The 18178-nt window shown below is 60.6% G+C and carries 17 protein-coding genes; 8 read left to right on the top strand and 9 right to left on the bottom strand.

All coding sequences use genetic code 11. From position 1 onward, the window contains the following. Positions 1–330: 330 nt before the first annotated feature. Both QZH45_RS00560 and QZH45_RS00565 read right to left on the bottom strand, forming a co-directional pair. Positions 331–1329 (bottom strand): phosphate ABC transporter substrate-binding protein PstS, encoded by a 999-nt coding sequence (locus QZH45_RS00560; RefSeq protein ID WP_024777865.1) that lies wholly within the window; start codon positions 1327–1329, stop codon positions 331–333. 172 nt (positions 1330–1501) lie between these two features. Further along, positions 1502–2800, bottom strand: a complete 1299-nt coding sequence (locus QZH45_RS00565; protein ID WP_053192044.1) for an MFS transporter — start codon at positions 2798–2800, stop codon at positions 1502–1504. Positions 2801–3184: 384 nt separating this feature from the next. Between QZH45_RS00565 and QZH45_RS00570 the strand changes: the two genes are divergently transcribed. Together QZH45_RS00570 and QZH45_RS00575 are read left to right on the top strand one after the other, a co-directional pair. After that, complete coding sequence (locus tag QZH45_RS00570) at positions 3185–3589, top strand: acyl-CoA thioesterase (protein WP_024777863.1); 405 nt, start codon at positions 3185–3187, stop codon at positions 3587–3589. A gap of 57 nt (positions 3590–3646) precedes the next feature. After that, positions 3647–4546 (top strand): D-hexose-6-phosphate mutarotase, encoded by a 900-nt coding sequence (locus tag QZH45_RS00575; RefSeq protein WP_055135245.1) that lies wholly within the window; start codon positions 3647–3649, stop codon positions 4544–4546. A gap of 132 nt (positions 4547–4678) precedes the next feature. Here QZH45_RS00575 and QZH45_RS00580 read toward each other — a convergent pair whose 3' ends face one another. The 5 genes from QZH45_RS00580 to QZH45_RS00600 all read right to left on the bottom strand — a co-directional run bounded on the left by QZH45_RS00580 (position 4679) and on the right by QZH45_RS00600 (position 8482). After that, positions 4679–5215 (bottom strand): DUF3299 domain-containing protein, encoded by a 537-nt coding sequence (locus tag QZH45_RS00580; protein WP_024777861.1) that lies wholly within the window; start codon positions 5213–5215, stop codon positions 4679–4681. An 88-nt stretch (positions 5216–5303) separates the two neighbouring features. After that, entirely contained in the window at positions 5304–5549 is a 246-nt protein-coding gene (locus QZH45_RS00585) for a GlsB/YeaQ/YmgE family stress response membrane protein (RefSeq protein WP_055135246.1), read from the bottom strand. Between the two features lie 102 nt (positions 5550–5651). Then, positions 5652–6737 (bottom strand): 5-(carboxyamino)imidazole ribonucleotide synthase, encoded by a 1086-nt coding sequence (locus QZH45_RS00590; protein WP_024777860.1) that lies wholly within the window; start codon positions 6735–6737, stop codon positions 5652–5654. A gap of 12 nt (positions 6738–6749) precedes the next feature. Beyond that, a complete protein-coding gene (purE, locus tag QZH45_RS00595) occupies positions 6750–7241 on the bottom strand; it encodes a 5-(carboxyamino)imidazole ribonucleotide mutase (protein ID WP_003196369.1) in 492 nt (163 codons plus the stop codon). A gap of 338 nt (positions 7242–7579) precedes the next feature. Continuing rightward, positions 7580–8482, bottom strand: a complete 903-nt coding sequence (locus QZH45_RS00600; RefSeq protein WP_024777859.1) for a LysR substrate-binding domain-containing protein — start codon at positions 8480–8482, stop codon at positions 7580–7582. Positions 8483–8663: 181 nt separating this feature from the next. Here QZH45_RS00600 and aspA point away from each other — a divergent pair, with 181 nt between their 5' ends. The 5 genes from aspA to QZH45_RS00625 all read left to right on the top strand — a co-directional run bounded on the left by aspA (position 8664) and on the right by QZH45_RS00625 (position 15487). Next, positions 8664–10088 (top strand): aspartate ammonia-lyase, encoded by a 1425-nt coding sequence (aspA, locus tag QZH45_RS00605; protein WP_024777858.1) that lies wholly within the window; start codon positions 8664–8666, stop codon positions 10086–10088. 445 nt (positions 10089–10533) lie between these two features. Then, a complete protein-coding gene (locus QZH45_RS00610; RefSeq protein ID WP_024777857.1) occupies positions 10534–11982 on the top strand; it encodes an alanine/glycine:cation symporter family protein in 1449 nt (482 codons plus the stop codon). Positions 11983–12114: 132 nt separating this feature from the next. Further along, complete coding sequence (locus tag QZH45_RS00615) at positions 12115–13119, top strand: asparaginase (protein WP_055135247.1); 1005 nt, start codon at positions 12115–12117, stop codon at positions 13117–13119. 187 nt (positions 13120–13306) lie between these two features. Then, positions 13307–14299, top strand: a complete 993-nt coding sequence (locus QZH45_RS00620; protein ID WP_055135248.1) for an AraC family transcriptional regulator — start codon at positions 13307–13309, stop codon at positions 14297–14299. A gap of 825 nt (positions 14300–15124) precedes the next feature. Beyond that, positions 15125–15487 (top strand): DUF6124 family protein, encoded by a 363-nt coding sequence (locus QZH45_RS00625; protein WP_024777854.1) that lies wholly within the window; start codon positions 15125–15127, stop codon positions 15485–15487. A 125-nt stretch (positions 15488–15612) separates the two neighbouring features. On the opposite strand, the gene QZH45_RS00630 is transcribed toward QZH45_RS00625, so the two are convergent. Together QZH45_RS00630 and QZH45_RS00635 are read right to left on the bottom strand one after the other, a co-directional pair. Continuing rightward, entirely contained in the window at positions 15613–16302 is a 690-nt protein-coding gene (locus tag QZH45_RS00630; protein ID WP_313925039.1) for a glutathione S-transferase family protein, read from the bottom strand. A gap of 72 nt (positions 16303–16374) precedes the next feature. Continuing rightward, entirely contained in the window at positions 16375–17121 is a 747-nt protein-coding gene (locus QZH45_RS00635; protein WP_024777852.1) for an SDR family oxidoreductase, read from the bottom strand. Between the two features lie 136 nt (positions 17122–17257). Between QZH45_RS00635 and QZH45_RS00640 the strand changes: the two genes are divergently transcribed. Then, positions 17258–18169 (top strand): LysR family transcriptional regulator, encoded by a 912-nt coding sequence (locus QZH45_RS00640; RefSeq protein ID WP_024777851.1) that lies wholly within the window; start codon positions 17258–17260, stop codon positions 18167–18169. Positions 18170–18178: the final 9 nt, after the last annotated feature.

The raw sequence follows: 18178 nt of genomic DNA on the forward strand, positions 1-18178 counted from the left end.
GCGGTCCTTGAGCGCACGGATACGGCGCTTGCGTTGCAGCTCAGGCGTATTGAAATCAATGCGCTTGGGAGGGGAAGTCGTAGTCATTGTGGAATTGGCCAGATCATTCATGCGCACACCCTAGCGATCCTGTATGACAGAAAGATGACAATGCAGTGACGCAACAAATCCGCCGCCCGTGGAAGCTGGCAGCGGAGAGGAAATTGGTGTCTGTGGGAGCGGGCTTGCTCGCGATGGGCCAGCACATTCGACATCAATGCCGACTGATCCATTGCATTCGCGAGCAAGCCCGCTCCCACAGAGAGCCAGGCATTGGCCCGGGCTCAGGTGTTACTTCTTGGCGACGCTGCCGCCTTCCGACAGACCCAGGTCAGCCAGTGCCTTCGCGGCCACTTTGGCTGGCAGTGGGATGTAGCCGTCCTTGACCACGACTTCCTGACCTTGCTTGGACAGGACCATCTTCACGAATTCGGCTTCCAGCGGGGCCAGAGGCTTGTTCGGTGCCTTGTTGACGTACACGTAGAGGAAACGCGACAGCGGGTATTTGCCGTTCAGTGCGTTTTCTTCGCTGTCTTCGATGAACTCGGTGCTGCCTTTCTTGGCCAGGGCCACGGTTTTAACGCTGGCGGTCTTATAGCCGATGCCCGAGTAACCCACGCCGTTGAGCGAGGAGCTGATCGACTGTACTACCGAAGCCGAGCCAGGTTGTTCGTTGACGTTTGGCTTGTAGTCACCTTTGCACAGGGCTTCTTCCTTGAAGTAGCCGTAGGTGCCGGATACCGAGTTGCGACCGAACAGTTGAACCGGCTTGTTGGCCAGGTCGCCGGTCACACCCAGGTCACCCCAGGTCTTGACGTCAGCCTTGGCGCCGCACAAGCGGGTGGACGAGAAGATCGCGTCGACCTGCTCCATGGTCAGGTGCTGGATCGGGTTGTCCTTGTGTACGAATACAGCCAGGGCGTCCACGGCAACCGGGATAGCGGTTGGCTTGTAGCCATACTTCTGCTCGAAGGCCTGCAGTTCGTTGTCCTTCATCTTGCGGCTCATCGGGCCCAGGTTGGAGGTGCCCTCGGTGAGTGCGGGCGGCGCGGTGGAGGAACCGGCGGCCTGAATCTGGATGTTTACGTTCGGGTATTCCTTCTTGTAGTTTTCTGCCCACAAGGTCATCAGGTTTGCCAGGGTATCGGAGCCGACACTGGACAGGTTGCCCGAAACACCAGTGGTCTTGGTGTAGCTCGGGATCGCAGGGTCAACAGCGGCAACCGCGTTGGCAGTCGCAACGCCAGCAGCGACAAAAGTCATTGCCGCCATCAAACGCTTCAGTTTCATGCCTTACTCCTAGCAGATAGGGTGTGTTAAGTCGGCCAAGTATCGGTAAGCCGTGTGAACACTCTATGGCTGAAATATGACAATTGGATGAAAGGCCAGCATTGAGTTTTACAAGATGTTGTAGCGAGGGGATTTATCCCCTCGCTACAAAAGCTTCCAGTCATCCTTTCGATCAGCGCCCTTTCCTCCAGAGGTAGCCACCCACTACCATCCCGACCCCGCACAACACCGCCACATAATAAGCCGGCCCCATCGGGCTCTCTTTGAGCAGCAGGCTGACGATCATCGGCGTCAGGCCACCAAAAATGGCATAGGCAACGTTGTAGGAGAACGACAGGCCGCTGAAACGCACCACCGGCGGGAAAGCCTTGACCATGACATAGGGAACCGCACCAATGGTGCCCACCAGCAGACCGGTGAGGGCATACATCGGGAACAGCCACTGCGGATGGTCGGCAAGGTTGTGGTAGAAGGCCCAGGCGCTGGCCAGCAATGCGGCACAGCCGAAGACAAAGACCCGCCCCGCACCGAAGCGGTCCGCCAGGGCACCGGCCAGGATGCAGCCAATGCTCAGCATCACGATCGCCACGCTGTTGGATTGCAAGGCGGTGGTCGGCGCGAAATGGTAGACCGTCTGCAGGACCGTCGGGGTCATCAGGATCAGCACCACGATGGCAGCGGACAACAACCAGGTCAGCAGCATTGAAATCACGATGGCTCCGCGGTGGTCGCGCAGTACGGCGCGCAGCGGTACCTCTTCAGCCAGGGCCTTGCGCAGTTGCAGCTCGGCAAACACCGGGGTTTCGTGAAGCCACTGGCGCAGGTAGACCGACAAGAGGCCGAACACACCGCCCAGCAGGAACGGAATGCGCCAGGCGTAATCCACCACTTCCACTGGCGTATAGAGACTGTTGATCGCGGTGGCCACCAGCGAGCCCAGCAGGATCCCCGCCGTCAGGCCGGAGGTGAGGGTACCGCAGGCATAACCGATGTGGCGCCCCGGAACGTGTTCGGAGACAAATACCCAGGCCCCCGGCACTTCGCCGCCAATGGCCGCGCCCTGGATCACCCGCATCAGCAACAGCAGAATCGGCGCCCACATGCCGATCTGCGCATAGGTGGGCAACAGTCCCATGATCAGGGTAGGCACGGCCATCATGAAAATGCTCAAGGTGAACATCTTCTTGCGCCCCAGCAGGTCGCCGAAGTGCGCCATGACGATCCCGCCCAGGGGCCGGGCCAGATAGCCAGCGGCGAAGATGCCGAACGTCTGCATCAGGCGCAGCCACTCGGGCATGTCGACGGGAAAGAACAATTTGCCGACCACGGTGGCGAAGAACACGAAAATGATGAAATCGTAGAACTCCAGGGCACCGCCCAGGGCAGACAGCGACAGGGTCTTGTAATCGTTGCGGGTCAATGGACGGGCGGGTTGCGCAGGGGCTGCCGTGCTCGAAGGCGCAGTGGTCATGGCGAAGGCTTCTCTTATAGTCGGTTCTGCAACCCGCAAATCGGGGTTGGAGCGGTTTGGCACGATAGCAAATTGTTGGAAAAAGCACAGGGATGCGCGTCATTCTCAGTCGAAATCAGAACCCGGTAGTCGTCTCGACGCCTATCGCCCGATATACTCGCTAGCTTGCGACACTCTGTAAGGGGTTGCTGTGCGAAAACGTCGTTGGTGGTGCAGAGTTTGTAGGAGAAAACACCAGTACCAGCCGGTTTCGCAGAGTATCCCTTTAGCACGCCTTTACGAAAAACGTGACGAACGCAATGTGTTCGGGCTGAATCGTTTTTTTCAAAGACGGCTATTCACCTGAAGCACAAGACAGCGTTACGGGTCAGAGGCACCCCCGGCATGATAGAGCTCGAACAAGAAGATCCAATCCCGCAAGGCGACCTGGCCTTGCAAATCACCGCGCTTCCCCGCGACACCAATGGTTTCGGCGATATTTTCGGCGGCTGGCTGGTGTCCCAGATGGACCTGGCCGGCACGGCCATGGCCAGCCGGGTAGCCGGCGGGCGTGTGGCGACCGTGGCAATCGATCGCATGGCGTTCCTGGTGCCGGTGGCCGTAGGTGCACAGCTTTCGTTCTACACCCAGACCCTGGAGATCGGCCGCAGCTCGATCCAGATGATGGTCGAGGTCTGGAGCGACGACCCGCTCTCCAGTGAGTGGCGCAAGGTGACCGAGGCGGTATTCGTGTTCGTCGCCATCGACGGCAGTGGCCGTACCCGTTCGGTTCCGCCGCGCGCTCGTTAAACGCGACGGCCGTTTTGTGGTCCATTGCGGTTCCTGTTCCTGAACGAGGTTTGCAGTATGCCCACGCCCAACGTCGAAGCCGTCAAACTGGATGAACTCAATGGCTGGCGTATCCGCCACGGCCAGGCCGAGTTGCTGGTGGCCCAGCAGGGCGCGCATATTCTCAGCTACCAAGTGGATGGCCAGCCGCCGCTGATCTGGCTCAATGACCAGGCGACCTTCAAGGCTGGCAAGAGCATCCGCGCCGGTGTTCCGGTGTGCTGGCCATGGTTCGGCAACCTGACACGCAACCCCGACAGCGTCCAGGCCATGCGCGTGAGCAACGAGCCGGCCACCGCTCACGGCCTGGTGAGGGCGATGGATTGGGAACTGAAAGGCATCGAGGCCGAGGGCGAAGGCCTGAAAGTCGAATTCGTGTTGCCCTATCCCGAAAACGGCCTGGCGGGCTGGCCTCATCAGGTCGACCTGACGCTGACCATCGTGATGGACGCGCAACTGCATATCAGCCTCACCAGCCATAACCGCGGCAGCGAAACCGTCAGCCTCAGCCAGGCGCTGCACAGCTATTTCGCCGTGAGCGACGTGCGCAACGTGCATGTCGAAGGTGTGGCCGGCTTGAACTACATCGAGACCCTGGATGACTGGAAAACCGCCACCCAGGCCGGCGACCTGCACTTTGCCGGCGAGACCGACCGTATCTATCTCGATACCCCGGCGACACTGAGCATCGTCGACCCACATTGGGAACGGCGGATCGAACTGACCAGCAGCGGCTCACGCTCGGCGGTAATCTGGAACCCCTGGACAGAACGCGCCAAGGCCTTCAGCGACATGGCCGACGATGGCTGGCAGCGCATGCTGTGCATCGAAACGGCGAACGTGATGCACGATGTGGTGACGTTGCTGCCCAAGGCCAGTCATACCCTGGGTGTGAGCATCACTAGCAAACCGCTCTAAAACCCATCACATCCCTCTGTGGGAGCGAGCCTGCTCGCGATAGCGATCTGTCAGCCACCATTACTTTGACTGATCCACCGCTATCGAGAGCAGGCTCGCTCCCACAGGGGATCTGCGTCAGGTTGACCTGAGCTACAAATCCGCTTCCTGCACCGCCCTCACCTTCTCCGCATCCAGCGCATACGCCGCACTCGCCAGGTCGTTGTCGACCTTTTCGATCTTCAGCGTGCCGATCACCCACAGCGGTGTGTAGATGTCGTCGAGCTTCAGGCCCTTGGGGTAGCGCACCAGCACCAGTTGGTTAGGTGGCGGTGGCGGGACGTGGATGCAGGCGCCGGGGTATGGCACCAGGAAGAACAGCGTGCTGCGGCCCTTGGCGTCGGTTTCCAGCGGCACCGGATAGCCGCCGATGCGGATGTGCTTGTCGTTCATCGAGGCCACGGTCTTGGTCGAATACATCACCGCCGGCAAGCCTTTGCTTTGCTTCAGGCCACCCTTCTGGGTAAAGGTGCCGTTGGCTTCGGGGGAGTTGTGGTCGATCTCGGGCATGGCCTCGAGGGCTTTCTGGTCCGACTTGGGCATCAGTTCGAGCCAGTCGGTTTCCGGCAGCTCGGCAGCATGGGCCAGGCCACTGCCCAGCAGAAGAAGGGTCAACACTAGACGGCGCATGAAAAGGCTCGGCAATGAGTGAATGATGGAACGCCGGGCATTCTAGCCCCCCGCGCGCGCCGTGCGCAGAGGGCTTTGTCGCATTGACTCAGTTTCTTTTGATCAGGCCGTAGATCACCAGCAGCACAACCGCGCCGACCAGGGCACCGAGAAAACTGGCGGTTTCACCAGGCTGGTAGATACTCAAGGCTTGGCCGCCATAGGTGGCCGCCAGCGAACCGCCGATACCGAGCAGGATGGTCATGATCCAGCCCATGCTGTCGTCGCCCGGTTTAAGGAAGCGTGCCAGCAGGCCTACGATCAAGCCGATGAAGATGGTTCCGATGATTCCCATGGCATTTCCCTCTTTTTAAGACGCCAAGCCAAAGCCTGGTGAGGCTTTGGCGCTTAGCCATGAGAGAGATTTGCCGATGAATGGTTCAACCGCAATTGCGCACTACTGCTCGGCGATCAGCGTCTCGACCTTGATGATCTGCTGGGCCAGCGTAGCCCGGTCAGCACAACGCAGGTTGGCGTGACCGACCTTGCGCCCGTCCTTGAACGCCTTGCCATAGTGATGCAGATGGCAGTCGGCAATCGCCATGACCTTATCGGTGTCCGGTACCTTGCCGATGAAGTTCAGCATCGCGCTTTCACCGACCTTGGCGGTCGAGCCCAGCGGCAGCCCGGCCACCGCCCGCAGGTGGTTCTCGAACTGGCTGCATTCGGCGCCTTCGGTGGTCCAATGCCCGGAGTTGTGCACCCGAGGAGCGATTTCGTTGGCCTTGAGGCCGCCGTCCACTTCAAAGAACTCGAACGCCATCACACCGACGTAGTCGAGCTGCTTGAGCACCCGGCTGGAGTAGTCCTCGGCCAGGGCCTGCAGCGGATGGTCGGTGCTGGCCACGGAGAGTTTGAGAATGCCGTCCTTGTGGGTGTTGTGCACCAGCGGGTAGAAACGGATTTCACCGTCGCGGGCACGCACGGCGATCAGCGAGACTTCACCGGTGAACGGCACGAAACCTTCCAGCAGGCAGCCCACGCTGCCCAGTTCAGCGAACGTACCAGCTACGTCTTCAGGGTTGCGCAGGACCTTCTGGCCCTTGCCGTCATAACCCAGGGTGCGAGTCTTGAGCACGGCCGGCAGGCCGATGGCAGCGACGGCGGCTTCCAGGTCGGCCTGGGACTGAATGTCAGCGAAGGTCGGAGTGGGAATGCCCAGGTCCTTGAACATACTCTTCTCGAACCAGCGGTCGCGGGCGATGCGCAAGGCTTCGGCGCTTGGGTAGACCGGGACGAACTGGGACAGGAAGGCAACGGTTTCGGCCGGAACGCTCTCGAACTCGAACGTCACCAGATCGACTTCATCGGCCAGTTGGCGCAGGTGATCCTGGTCGCCGTAGTCGGCCCGCAGGTGTTCACCCAGCGCGGCGGCACAGGCGTCCGGCGCCGGGTCCAGGAAAGCGAAGTTCATCCCCAGCGGCGTACCCGCCAGGGCCAACATGCGACCCAACTGGCCGCCACCGATTACACCGATCTTCATTCGTCAACAACCTCAGGCAATGCGTGGGTCTGGATTGTCCAGGACGCTGTCTGTCTGCTCAGCGCGGAATTTTTTCAGCACGGTATGAAACTGTGGATGCTTGGCACCCAGGATGCTCGCCGACAACAGGGCCGCATTGATCGCACCGGCCTTGCCGATGGCCAGGGTCGCGACCGGAATGCCCGCCGGCATTTGCACGATGGACAACAGCGAGTCGACGCCCGAGAGCATCGACGACTGTACCGGCACGCCCAGTACCGGCAGGTGGGTCTTGGCCGCACACATGCCTGGCAGGTGAGCCGCGCCACCGGCACCGGCGATGATCACCTCGATGCCACGGGCCTCGGCTTCTTCGGCGTACTGGAACAGCAGGTCCGGGGTGCGGTGGGCAGAGACCACTTTCACCTCATAAGGAATGCCGAGCTTTTCCAGCATATCGGCGGTGTGGCTAAGGGTGGACCAATCGGACTTGGAGCCCATGATCACGCCAACCAATGCACTCATCAATGTGCCTCTTCTCTCTGGGCGCCCGCAGGCGCGTCAAAAAACAACAAGCCACGCGGGAAACCGGCGTGGCTTGTTGTACGAATAATGGCCGATCTGGACCGGCCGAAGGCCGCGCAGTATACCGCAATGAAGCAGATAAACAGCCCCTGTCGCGACCATCTGTCATTTGTGCCTGGACAGCGGTTTTATTGACTTGGAGGTCAATACAAAAGCACACCGGTTCCCCCTCTGTGGGAGCGAGCCTGCTCGCGATAGCGGTGGGCCAGGCAACAGTGATGTTGAACGTCAGTCCGTCATCGCGAGCAGGCTCGCTCCCACAAGGATCTTGCCTGTTTTCAGGAGCCGGCACCGCCTTCGAGCTTGCGCCACAGCAACCGCACATTGGCCTTGCGCACCAGGGCGCAGCGGTACAGGCGGATCTCCAGTGGGACGTGCCATTGCCCGCCACCGCAGATCACCAGTTCGCCCCGGGCCAGTTCGGCGCGCACGCTCAGTTGTGGCACCCAGGCGATGCCCAGGCCTTCCAGGGCCATGCTTTTCAAGCTGTCGGCCATGGCCGTTTCGTAGACCGTGGTGAAGCGCAGCGCCCGTTGGCGCAGCAGCTGGTTCACCGAGCGACCGAGAAACGCCCCGGCGCTGTAGGCCAACAACGGCACGCTGGCCTCGCCTTCGAGGTCAAACAACGGTTTGCCGTTGGCATCGGCCGCACACACCGGCAGCATTTCGGTCTGGCCCAGGTGCAGCGAAGGGAAGATTTCCGGGTCCATCTGCATCGCCGAATCCGGGTCGTAGAACGCCAGCATCAGGTCGCAGCCGCCCTCACGCAGGGCATGGACGGCATCGCCGACGTTGGTCGCCACCAGGCGCGTGGCGATGTTCATGCCGTCGTTGCGCAGTTGCGCGATCCAGCGCGGAAAGAAGCCCAGGGCCAAGGAGTGCGCGGCCGCCACCTGGATCACTTCGCCCTGCCCGCCTTCCAGATGATGCAAATGCCGCAACACCTCACCCAACTGCTCCACGACAGTGCGCGCCGTCACCAGGAACAACTGCCCGGCCGCCGTCAGCTCGACCGGCGTGCGGGAGCGATTGACCAAGGTCAGCCCCAACGCTGCTTCCAGGCTACGAATCCGTCTGCTGAATGCTGGTTGCGTGACGAAACGCCGTTCGGCCGCCTGGGAGAAACTGCGAGTAGCCGCCAGAGCACTGAAGTCCTCAAGCCATTTGCTTTCAAGATTCATCACGTTCTCCCGAACCACGCACCAAAACAGGTCACACGTCCGCCGTACCGTCGGCGTCACATCAGCATTATGCCGAATATGCATAGGGCAGTGTTTAACAGCATTGGCCCTGACGTTTACGAAAGCCTACGATCCACAGCGTTCCGGCACAGACCGGGTCCTTATCGAGATGATTTCCATCATGTCCTCCGCTGCATCATTCCGCACAGAAAAAGACCTGCTTGGCGTACTCGAAGTACCAGCGCAAGCGTATTACGGCATCCAGACCCTGCGAGCGGTGAACAACTTCCGTCTCTCGGGCGTTCCGATCTCGCATTACCCCAAGCTTGTGATCGGTCTGGCAATGGTCAAACAGGCTGCCGCTGACGCCAACCGCGAGTTGGGCCAACTCAGCGAAGCCAAGCATGCAGCCATCAGCGAAGCCTGTGCGCGTCTGATCCGCGGCGACTTCCACGAAGAATTCGTGGTGGACATGATCCAAGGCGGCGCTGGCACGTCGACCAACATGAATGCCAACGAAGTCATCGCCAACATCGCCCTGGAAGCCATGGGCCACCAGAAAGGCGAATACCAGTACCTGCACCCGAACAACGACGTGAACATGGCGCAGTCTACCAACGACGCCTACCCGACCGCGATCCGCCTGGGTCTGCTGCTCGGTCACGATGCGTTGCTGGCCAGCCTCGACAGCCTGATCCAGTCGTTCGCCGCCAAGGGTGAAGAGTTCGGCCATGTCCTGAAAATGGGTCGCACCCAGCTGCAGGACGCCGTGCCAATGACCCTCGGCCAGGAATTCCGCGCCTTTGCCACCACCCTGAGCGAAGACCTGGCGCGCCTGAAGACCCTGGCCCCCGAACTGCTGACCGAAGTGAACCTGGGCGGCACCGCCATCGGCACCGGCATCAACGCCGACCCGCGCTACCAGGCCCTGGCCGTGCAGCGCCTGGCAACCATCAGCGGCCAGCCGCTGGTACCGGCCGCCGACCTGATCGAAGCCACCTCCGACATGGGTGCCTTCGTCCTGTTCTCCGGCATGCTCAAGCGTACCGCGGTGAAGCTGTCGAAGATCTGCAACGACCTGCGCTTGCTGTCCAGCGGCCCACGTACCGGCATCAACGAGATCAACCTGCCGGCCCGCCAGCCAGGCAGCTCGATCATGCCCGGCAAGGTCAACCCGGTGATCCCGGAAGCGGTCAACCAGGTGGCGTTCCAGATCATCGGCAACGACCTGGCCCTGACCATGGCGGCCGAAGGCGGGCAACTGCAACTGAACGTGATGGAACCGCTGATCGCCTTCAAGATTTTCGACTCGATCCGCCTGCTGCAACGAGCCATGGACATGCTGCGCGAGCACTGCATCGTCGGCATCACCGCCAACGAAGCGCGCTGCCGCGAACTGGTCGAGCATTCGATCGGCCTGGTCACCGCCCTGAACCCGTACATCGGCTATGAAAACGCCACCCGCATCGCCCGTGTTGCTCTGGAAAGCGGCCGTGGCGTGCTGGAATTGGTGCGCGAGGAGGGCTTGCTTGACGACGCCATGCTCGACGACATCCTGCGCCCGGAAAACATGATTGCTCCGCGTCTGGTCCCGCTGAAAGCGTGATCGATGCAACCACCGCTCACCAGGTCGAGGGACTAGACACCTCTCACCTTTTGAGGGCTTGGGGACTCGTTCCCCAAGCCCTTTTTTTACCGTCGCCAGGAGGCCTTATGCCGAAAACGACAACACTGGACAAGATCGCAGCCTTCGCCAGCTCTCAAAAAGGGCTGTCGAAGGCTGCGATTTTTTCCGATTGCGGCACAACGTTTCGTCGCTTGCACCACAACTGTGCAGACGGGCGCGGCTCTGATAGGTATAGTGCCGCCCCTCTTCGCATGAGTGGTCGTCGGTAGCGAGACCTTAAACATGCGAAACCCGAACTAATAAAACCCGCGAATTGGACCGGGACGAAACCTCGCCTCACCTGTCAAGCCGTGCGCCGACGGATGTTTCGGGATGTTTCCAAATGGCCAGCATTTGCTTAAACAAAAAACAGCGAGGAATACTCATGCTTGAAGTCATCAACGACTTCCTCTCAGGGAAAGTGCTGATCGCGCTCATTGTCGGGCTCGGCGGCTACTTCACGATCCGCTCGCGTTTCGTCCAGTTCCGTCATTTCTTCCATATGTTCGCGGTATTCCGTGACAGCCTCAAAAGCAGCACCGATCAGCTCAGCTCCTTCCAGGCCCTGATGCTCAGCCTCGCCGGTCGTGTTGGCGCGGGCAACATTGCCGGTGTCGGCATCGCCGTGACCCTCGGCGGCCCCGGTGCAGTGTTCTGGATGTGGGTAACCGCGCTGGTCGGCATGTCCAGCAGTTTCTTCGAGTGCTCCCTCGGCCAGCTCTACAAGCGCTGCGACTCCGAAGGCCAGTACCGTGGCGGCCCGTCCTACTACATTCAGCACGGCCTGCAGAAACGCTGGTTGGGCATGATCATGGCCTTCCTGCTGCTGGTCACTTTCGGCTTCGCCTTCAACGGCCTGCAAGCCCACGCCGTGACCCACTCGCTGAACAACGCCTTCGGCCTCGACACCACTTACACCGGTCTGGGCCTGGCCGTGCTGCTGGGCCTGGTGTTCATCGGCGGAATCAAGCGTATCGCCCGCGTTGCCGACCTGCTGGTACCGGTCAAGACCCTGGCCTACATCGCCGTGACCATCTATGTGATCGCGCTGCAGTTCGACCACGTACCGGCCATGCTGGCAACCATCGTCAAGAGCGCCTTTGGCCTGGACCAGGCGTTTGGTGGCCTGATCGGCAGCGCCATCGTCATGGGCGTCAAGCGCGGCGTCTTCGCCAACGAAGCAGGCCTGGGCAGTGCGCCTAACGTAGCCGCCGTTGCTTCGGTCGAGCACCCGGTTGCCCAAGGCGTAGTCCAGGCCTTCAGCGTGTTCCTGGATACCTTCGTGATCTGCACCTGCACCGCGCTGCTGATCCTGCTGTCGGGCTTCTACACCCCTGGCTTCGAAGGCGACGGCATTGCCCTGACCCAGAACTCCCTGGCCGCCGTGGTCGGTGACTGGGGCCGGATGTTCATCTCCGTGGCCCTGGCGCTGTTCGTGTTCACCTCGATCCTCTACAACTACTACCTGGGCGAAAATAACCTGCGCTTCATGCTCGGTGAAAACCGCAAAGCGCTGATCGGTTATCGCGCAATGGTTCTGGTCCTGATTTTCTGGGGCGCTATCGAAAACCTCAGCACCGTGTTCGCCTTCGCCGACATCACCATGACCCTGCTGGCGTTCGTGAACCTGATCGCCCTGTTCCTGCTGTTCAAGGTCGGCATGCGCATCCTGCGCGACTACGACGCCCAGCGTTCGGCCGGCATCAAGACTCCGGTCTTTGATTCCAGCAAATTCCCGGACCTGGACCTGGACCGCAAAGCCTGGCCAGCCACCCCAACCGCAGCGGCTGCCCAGCCTGACGCGGTGACCGGTGTGGCCGCAGCGCAACGCTGATCGGCAAACCTGCTGCAAAAAACCGGGCGCATCCCCTGCGCCCGGCGTGACACAGCGTAAGGTCGGCGTCATGCTCGACCTTATGTTGGGGCAGCTCGATCAAGCTGCCGTTTTCGTCCTCGGAGAACGACCATGAATTCCTCGACCTACCCTGCCGCCCAGCACGTCATGGTGCTCTACACCGGCGGAACCATCGGTATGCAAGCCAGCGCCCATGGCCTCGCTCCGGCATCCGGCTTTGAAGCACGCATGCGCGACTACCTGCACAGCCAACCTGAACTGGTTATCCCGCAATGGCGCTTCCGGGAAATGTCGCCGTTGATCGACAGCGCCAACATGACCCCGGCCTACTGGCAGCAACTGCGCGAAGCGGTGGTCGACGCCGTGGATGTGCAGGGGTGCGACAGCGTATTGATCCTGCATGGCACCGATACCCTGGCCTACAGCGCGGCGGCGATGAGCTTCCAGCTGTTGGGCCTGCACGCCCGTGTCTGCTTCACCGGTTCCATGCTGCCCGCCGGCGTGACCGACAGCGACGCCTGGGAAAACCTCAGCGGCGCGCTGGTCGCCCTCGGCCGGGGCCTGGCGCCGGGCGTGCACCTGTACTTCCACGGCGAGCTGCTGGCGCCGACCCGTTGCGCGAAAGTACGCAGTTTCGGTCGCCATCCGTTCAAACGCCTGGAGCGTCAGGGCGGCGGTGCCAAAGCCACGTCGCTGCCGGCGCAGCTGAATTACAACCAGCCGAAGCAACTGGCGAACGTCGCGGTACTACCATTGTTTCCGGGCATCAGCGCCGACATCCTCGATGGCCTGCTGAGCAGCGGCATCCAGGGCCTGGTGCTGGAATGCTACGGCAGCGGAACCGGCCCGAGCGACAACCCGGCCTTCCTCGCCAGCCTGACCCGAGCGCGGGACAGCGGCGTGGCGGTGGTGGCGGTGACGCAATGCCATGAAGGCGGCGTGGAGCTGGACGTGTACGAGGCCGGCAGCCGTTTGCGTGGCGTCGGCGTGCTGTCCGGCGGCGGCATGACCCGCGAGGCTGCGTACGGCAAGTTGCAGGCGCTGATCGGCGCAGGGCTGCCGGTGGATGAGGTTCGGCGGTTGGTTGAGCTGGACCTGTGTGGCGAATTGATCTGACCGCCAGGCACACCTGTGGGAGCAAGGCTTGCCCGCGACGAAGTTGACGCGATCCTCAGAAATCGCGGCGATATATCGCGACCAGGCTCTGCTCCGACAATTTGCCGCCACGAAGCTTGGCAACGTTGTGCTTCACTCCCGGCACACAACTTGCTCCATTTACAGCCTCCCCAGGCTGGAAACGGACATGCTTCATTCCCACCTCACCACCCTCAACGCCGTCTCACTGGTGCTCAACGCCTTCAAGCACGAAGGCCTGCCTAGTGATGCATTGCTGGCCGGCAGCGGCATCAGCGCAGCGGACCTGAGCCGGGCCGACACGCGTATCACCACCAACCAGGAAATGCAGGTCTGCGCCAACGCCGTAGCTCTCAAGCACGACATCGGCCTGGAATTGGGGCGCAGCATGCACGTTTCATCCTACGGCATGCTCGGCTACGCCCTGCTCACCAGTGCCACCTTAGGTGACGCCTTGCAACTGGCGCTGCGCTATCCGGCGCTATTGGGAACACTCTTCGACCTGAACCTGGAAGACGACGGCGAGCATCTCTGGTTCAGCGCCAGCGATTATCGAGAGGCCCCGGCCCTGGCCGCGTTCAATGCCGAATTCTGCATGGTCTCGCTGAAAGTCATCTGCAACGACCTGCTCGGTCACCCGCTGCCCTTGCGCGCGGCGCGCTTCGAACACCCGGCACCGGATTACCAAGCCCGCTACGGGGCCCATTTCGATTGCCCGGTGCGTTTCGGGGCCATCGACAACGCCTTTGCCTTCGACCGCCACTGGCTCGATCACCCGCTGCCGCTGGCCGACCCCATCACCCACCACGCCATGGCCGAACGCTGCCGCAAGCAAAACATCGAATTCACCGGCCGCCAGGCCTGGCTGGGCCGCATCCGCCAACTGCTCGCCGCCCAACTCGACGCCGCCCCCGGCCTGGAAGGCCTGGCCGAACAAATGAACTGCTCCGCCCGCACGTTACGCCGGCACCTCAAGGATTCGGGTTGCAGCTACCAGGAGCTACTGGACGAACTACGCTTCGAACGGGCCAAGCAAATGCTCTGCGAGGACCAACTCCCCATCCACCGCATCGCCGAACTGCTGGGCTTCAGCGAAACCGCCAGCTTCCGCCACGCCTTCGTCCGCTGGAGCGGCGTGGCGCCGAGTCAGTTCAGGCCCTGAGCCCAAACCTGGGGACAGCTTTTATCTCCTGTGGCGAGGGGATTTAGCGAAGCGTCGCACCGCCCCGCCGGGCTGCGCAGCAGCCCCAATTCAGCCGACGCATTCCTACCGAAAACCACACCAGCCAACCCACGACGGCTACGCCGCCGAACGGGAGCAAGCTCCTTCGCCATACATTTTGAGCCATCTTCAGCCCGCATCGCATGCCCTGACCGCCAGACACCACGGGAAGCCCGCGGATTATGAGTATTCATCCAACCTGTTGACAGAGTGATTGTTCCGCAATACACATTACCCCCACGCATGAGAAGTGATTCTCGAGCCTACCTTCCGAAGCCCGCTTGAGAGAAATCTCTGCGGGCTTTCGTGTTTCTATGGCAAGGGATCCGATCAACCATGACGCACCATGTACCACGCCAGCAAACCCGCGACGACTAGGCCGTCGAATAGTGCAAGCTCCCTCGCCACACGTTGCAGCCATCTCCGAGCCCACCGCGCATGGCCTTACCGCCAGCCTTCCACCAGGCTACCCAACCTTGCGCCTTTGCCTACAACTACGCCAAAATCCGCCCGCTTGTGCGCCTTGTATCCAGGCCCTATCGTTTCCCTGCCACTGCCCATCAGTGGTCGGGTTTAGTAGCCCAGGAAGTCACTAACGGTTGCATGAGTCATCAGTCAGGCTGTGCCTGCACGTGATGGTGGCTGTGTGCATGGCGCCTTCGGGCGCGCCGGTTTGGTGACTTCACCGGTCTACTAACTTGCACACAGCTGCCGCCTTATTCGTTTAGTAGCGAGACGGTTGCGGCTCTACTAAAGGAAGTCCCAATGTTCAAAATAACTCCGAACCCTCCAGAAGCAGACCCCACCTCCCCCTACGCCGACGGCATCAACGCCCAAAAACTCGACGCCGCCGCCAAACGTGCCCTGGATTTCTACCTTTTACCGAAACCGGAAAAACCTGAAGCCACCACTCAACCGGGTCAGCTGTTCACCGTCGTAGAAGACGTCGACACCGAATGCCTGCTCGCCAACCTCAGCGAAACCCTGGCTTCGGCTGATGCGATGGTCAGTGATTTGGCATTTGAACTGGATGGCTCTCGCCGCCACGTTGCCCTTGGCATTCAGCAATTGATCGAGCTGAGTTCATTACTGGCGAACCGGGCGTTGGATAACGTTGATCCGCGATAGCCGTAAGCCTTCCCGCAAGCCCGGCGCATTGCGTCGGGTTCACTTCAGAAGTGTTTATCCTGAACGGCCATGACAACGACTTGAGGGCCGATTTCGTCGCACATCCATTGAAGGGTGTAACGTCCCTATGCAGTCGCCAGTACCGCTCCTGCTTCTTGCAAATGCTCGCGGAACCGGACGGCGTAGTCCTCTGCAACGGCCGCCTGAATACTGGGATGTTTAGCCAGGGCACGACGCCACTCAGCCACTCGGCTCAGCCCATCGAACAGAGGGTGGTTGGATGCGAATCCAAGTATGTCGAAATAGCGAAAGACCGGGGCCATGGCGATGTCGACCATACTGAGTCTTTGTCCGGCGAAATAAGGGCCGTCTGACATTTCACCGTCGAATCGCTCCAGCTTTCCTCTCAAAGCTGCGGATTTTCCAAGGGCTGTCTGCTGATCTGAGGCGTTCAGAAATCCCCATGCGTCCCCCAGGGTGGCAGATGCGAATTCGATCCAGGCGCGGTGTTGTGCTCGGGTCAGCGCATTCATCGGATGCAACGCAGGGTCGGGGTGCACGTCCTCCAGGTATTCACAGATGGCGACGCTCTCGAATAGAACGGACCCGCCCTCATTGCCATCTGGCACCTTGAGCAGCGGAACCTTGCCCGTTGGTGACATCGTCAGAAACCAGTCCGGCCTGTCGCGAAGGTCGACATTTAGACGCTGAAAGGAAACTTCTTTTTCGAGCAACACGATGGCCACTCGCTGAACGAATGGACACAAGTGGTGGCTGACGAGCACCAGCGGTGATCGGGACATTGGAATACCCATCAATAAAAGAATCCGCACCCGCCGCCACGCATGGGCGCCGGGCTATATAGAAGCGTCGTTCGTGCGAAGCACTTAGAGCGAGCGGCCGCCGTCGACAATGATTTCCGAACCAACCGTCCATCGTGACTCGTCCGAAGCCAGGTACAGCACAGCCTTGGCGACTTCCTCGGGCGTGCCGAAGCGGCCGAACGGGATGGTCGCAACGATGTCTTTGTTGACCTGCTCGCGATAGGCATCGGGAATCCCGAGCTTGTCGTAAAGCGGCGTATCGACCGGGCCGGGGCTGACGGCATTGAAACGAATGCCACGCTGGAGCAGTTCGCTCGAAAGCGTCTTCGACATGTTGAGGAACGCGGCCTTTGTCGCCCCATACACCGATGAATGCGCAGCGCCGATGTGTGCATTGACCGATGTATTGAGCACGACCGACGCGGGGTTCGCAAAGACGGGTAGCAGCGCCTGAATCAGAAAGTACGGCCCCTTGACGTTGATGTCGAAGGAGCGATCGAACATGTCCTCCGTCCACTCTTCGATTGGCAGCCAAACGGATACGCCCGCATTGAGGAAGGCAACATCGAGTTGGCCACAGTGAGTCTGAACGGCATGCGCCAGTTCCTTCTGAGCAGCGATGCTGGCCGAGTCGGCACGGAGTACCAGAACCTCGCTCCCCAGTTCCGCCTGGGCATTTGCGATGGATGCCGGATTGACTCCAGTGACGATCACCCGTGCGCCTTCAGCAAGGAATTGCTTGGCCGTTTCCAGGCCAATGCCGCTGGTGCCACCGGTAATGAGAGTGCGTTTGCCTTGTAATCGGGACATGTAAAGTTTCCTTCGGTTTTCAAGGTCAGTCGATGCACTGACCTGCTTGAGGGAAACTATGTATTCATGCCCACATATTGATAAGATTGTTTATTTGCATACATTCCATGCCGAAACTGCATGAATAAGGGCCCAAATGGATCGACTGCTGCTGATGACCTGCTTTGTCCGCGCTGTCGAGACAGGAAGTTTCTCGGCTGCGGGGCGCGACTTGGGGCTGGGTCAGCCCAACGTCAGCCGCTATGTGGCGGCGCTGGAAGATCATCTACAGACCAGGTTGCTGCACCGATCCACGCGAAAGCTTGCTCTCACCCCCGAGGGAGAGCGCTATTACGCAGACGCCCTGCGCATTCTCGACGCCGTAGCACAATCGGAGTCGTCCTTCAGGGAGAACGTCGCCCCGTCCGGATTGTTGCGCATCGCCTGTCCGACCGCGCTAGCCCATACCTTCGTCTTGCCGCATGTCTCTGCCTTCCTGGAACGCTATCCAGAGTTGACGCTCGATCTGCAGCTCAATGACCGCTATGTAAATCTGGTCGACGAAGGGGCTGAACTGGCGATTCGCATCGGGCATCTGGAAGACAGCGCAATGCGTGCCCGACCGCTGGCCTGGTTCGAGCGTGTGTGCGTTGCCAGCAAGGGATACCTGGCCAAACGCGGAATCCCCGTTACGCCCAATGATCTGAGAACGCACGATTGCCTGATCTACACTCTGCTGTCGACAGGCACCACATGGCGTTTCCGCAATATCGATGTTCCAGTTTCCGGCAGGCTCCGGGTCAACTCGCCCGAGGCCATACGAGAATGTGTCAATGCAGGGCTGGGGATCGCACAGGGGCCCGAATGGCTTTACGAGGAAGGGCTGAAGAATGGCAATCTGCAGTTGGTGCTAAGGGACTACGTGGCCCCGCCCGTCCCCCTTCAAGTCGTCTACCTGGCGGATAGGCTCCTGCCCAAACGCGCCCTCGTATTCATGGATTTCATCGCCGAAGTATTTGCGAAGAGTCCTGCATTCAGCGAGCGCCACAAGCTGTCTCAGTTGCAATAGTCCAGCGTA

This window comes from Pseudomonas corrugata (assembly GCF_050920615.1).
In the GTDB taxonomy this organism is placed as follows: domain Bacteria; phylum Pseudomonadota; class Gammaproteobacteria; order Pseudomonadales; family Pseudomonadaceae; genus Aquipseudomonas; species Aquipseudomonas corrugata.

Coding starts and splice junctions, on each gene's coding strand:
- QZH45_RS00560 (WP_024777865.1), bottom strand. CDS start 1,329: ATGAAACTGAAGCGTTTGATGGCGGCAATGACTTTTGTCGCTGCTGGC.
- QZH45_RS00565 (WP_053192044.1), bottom strand. CDS start 2,800: ATGACCACTGCGCCTTCGAGCACGGCAGCCCCTGCGCAACCCGCCCGT.
- QZH45_RS00570 (WP_024777863.1), top strand. CDS start 3,185: ATGATAGAGCTCGAACAAGAAGATCCAATCCCGCAAGGCGACCTGGCC.
- QZH45_RS00575 (WP_055135245.1), top strand. CDS start 3,647: ATGCCCACGCCCAACGTCGAAGCCGTCAAACTGGATGAACTCAATGGC.
- QZH45_RS00580 (WP_024777861.1), bottom strand. CDS start 5,215: ATGCGCCGTCTAGTGTTGACCCTTCTTCTGCTGGGCAGTGGCCTGGCC.
- QZH45_RS00585 (WP_055135246.1), bottom strand. CDS start 5,549: ATGGGAATCATCGGAACCATCTTCATCGGCTTGATCGTAGGCCTGCTG.
- QZH45_RS00590 (WP_024777860.1), bottom strand. CDS start 6,737: ATGAAGATCGGTGTAATCGGTGGCGGCCAGTTGGGTCGCATGTTGGCC.
- purE (WP_003196369.1), bottom strand. CDS start 7,241: ATGAGTGCATTGGTTGGCGTGATCATGGGCTCCAAGTCCGATTGGTCC.
- QZH45_RS00600 (WP_024777859.1), bottom strand. CDS start 8,482: ATGAATCTTGAAAGCAAATGGCTTGAGGACTTCAGTGCTCTGGCGGCT.
- aspA (WP_024777858.1), top strand. CDS start 8,664: ATGTCCTCCGCTGCATCATTCCGCACAGAAAAAGACCTGCTTGGCGTA.
- QZH45_RS00610 (WP_024777857.1), top strand. CDS start 10,534: ATGCTTGAAGTCATCAACGACTTCCTCTCAGGGAAAGTGCTGATCGCG.
- QZH45_RS00615 (WP_055135247.1), top strand. CDS start 12,115: ATGAATTCCTCGACCTACCCTGCCGCCCAGCACGTCATGGTGCTCTAC.
- QZH45_RS00620 (WP_055135248.1), top strand. CDS start 13,307: ATGCTTCATTCCCACCTCACCACCCTCAACGCCGTCTCACTGGTGCTC.
- QZH45_RS00625 (WP_024777854.1), top strand. CDS start 15,125: ATGTTCAAAATAACTCCGAACCCTCCAGAAGCAGACCCCACCTCCCCC.
- QZH45_RS00630 (WP_313925039.1), bottom strand. CDS start 16,302: ATGGGTATTCCAATGTCCCGATCACCGCTGGTGCTCGTCAGCCACCAC.
- QZH45_RS00635 (WP_024777852.1), bottom strand. CDS start 17,121: ATGTCCCGATTACAAGGCAAACGCACTCTCATTACCGGTGGCACCAGC.
- QZH45_RS00640 (WP_024777851.1), top strand. CDS start 17,258: ATGGATCGACTGCTGCTGATGACCTGCTTTGTCCGCGCTGTCGAGACA.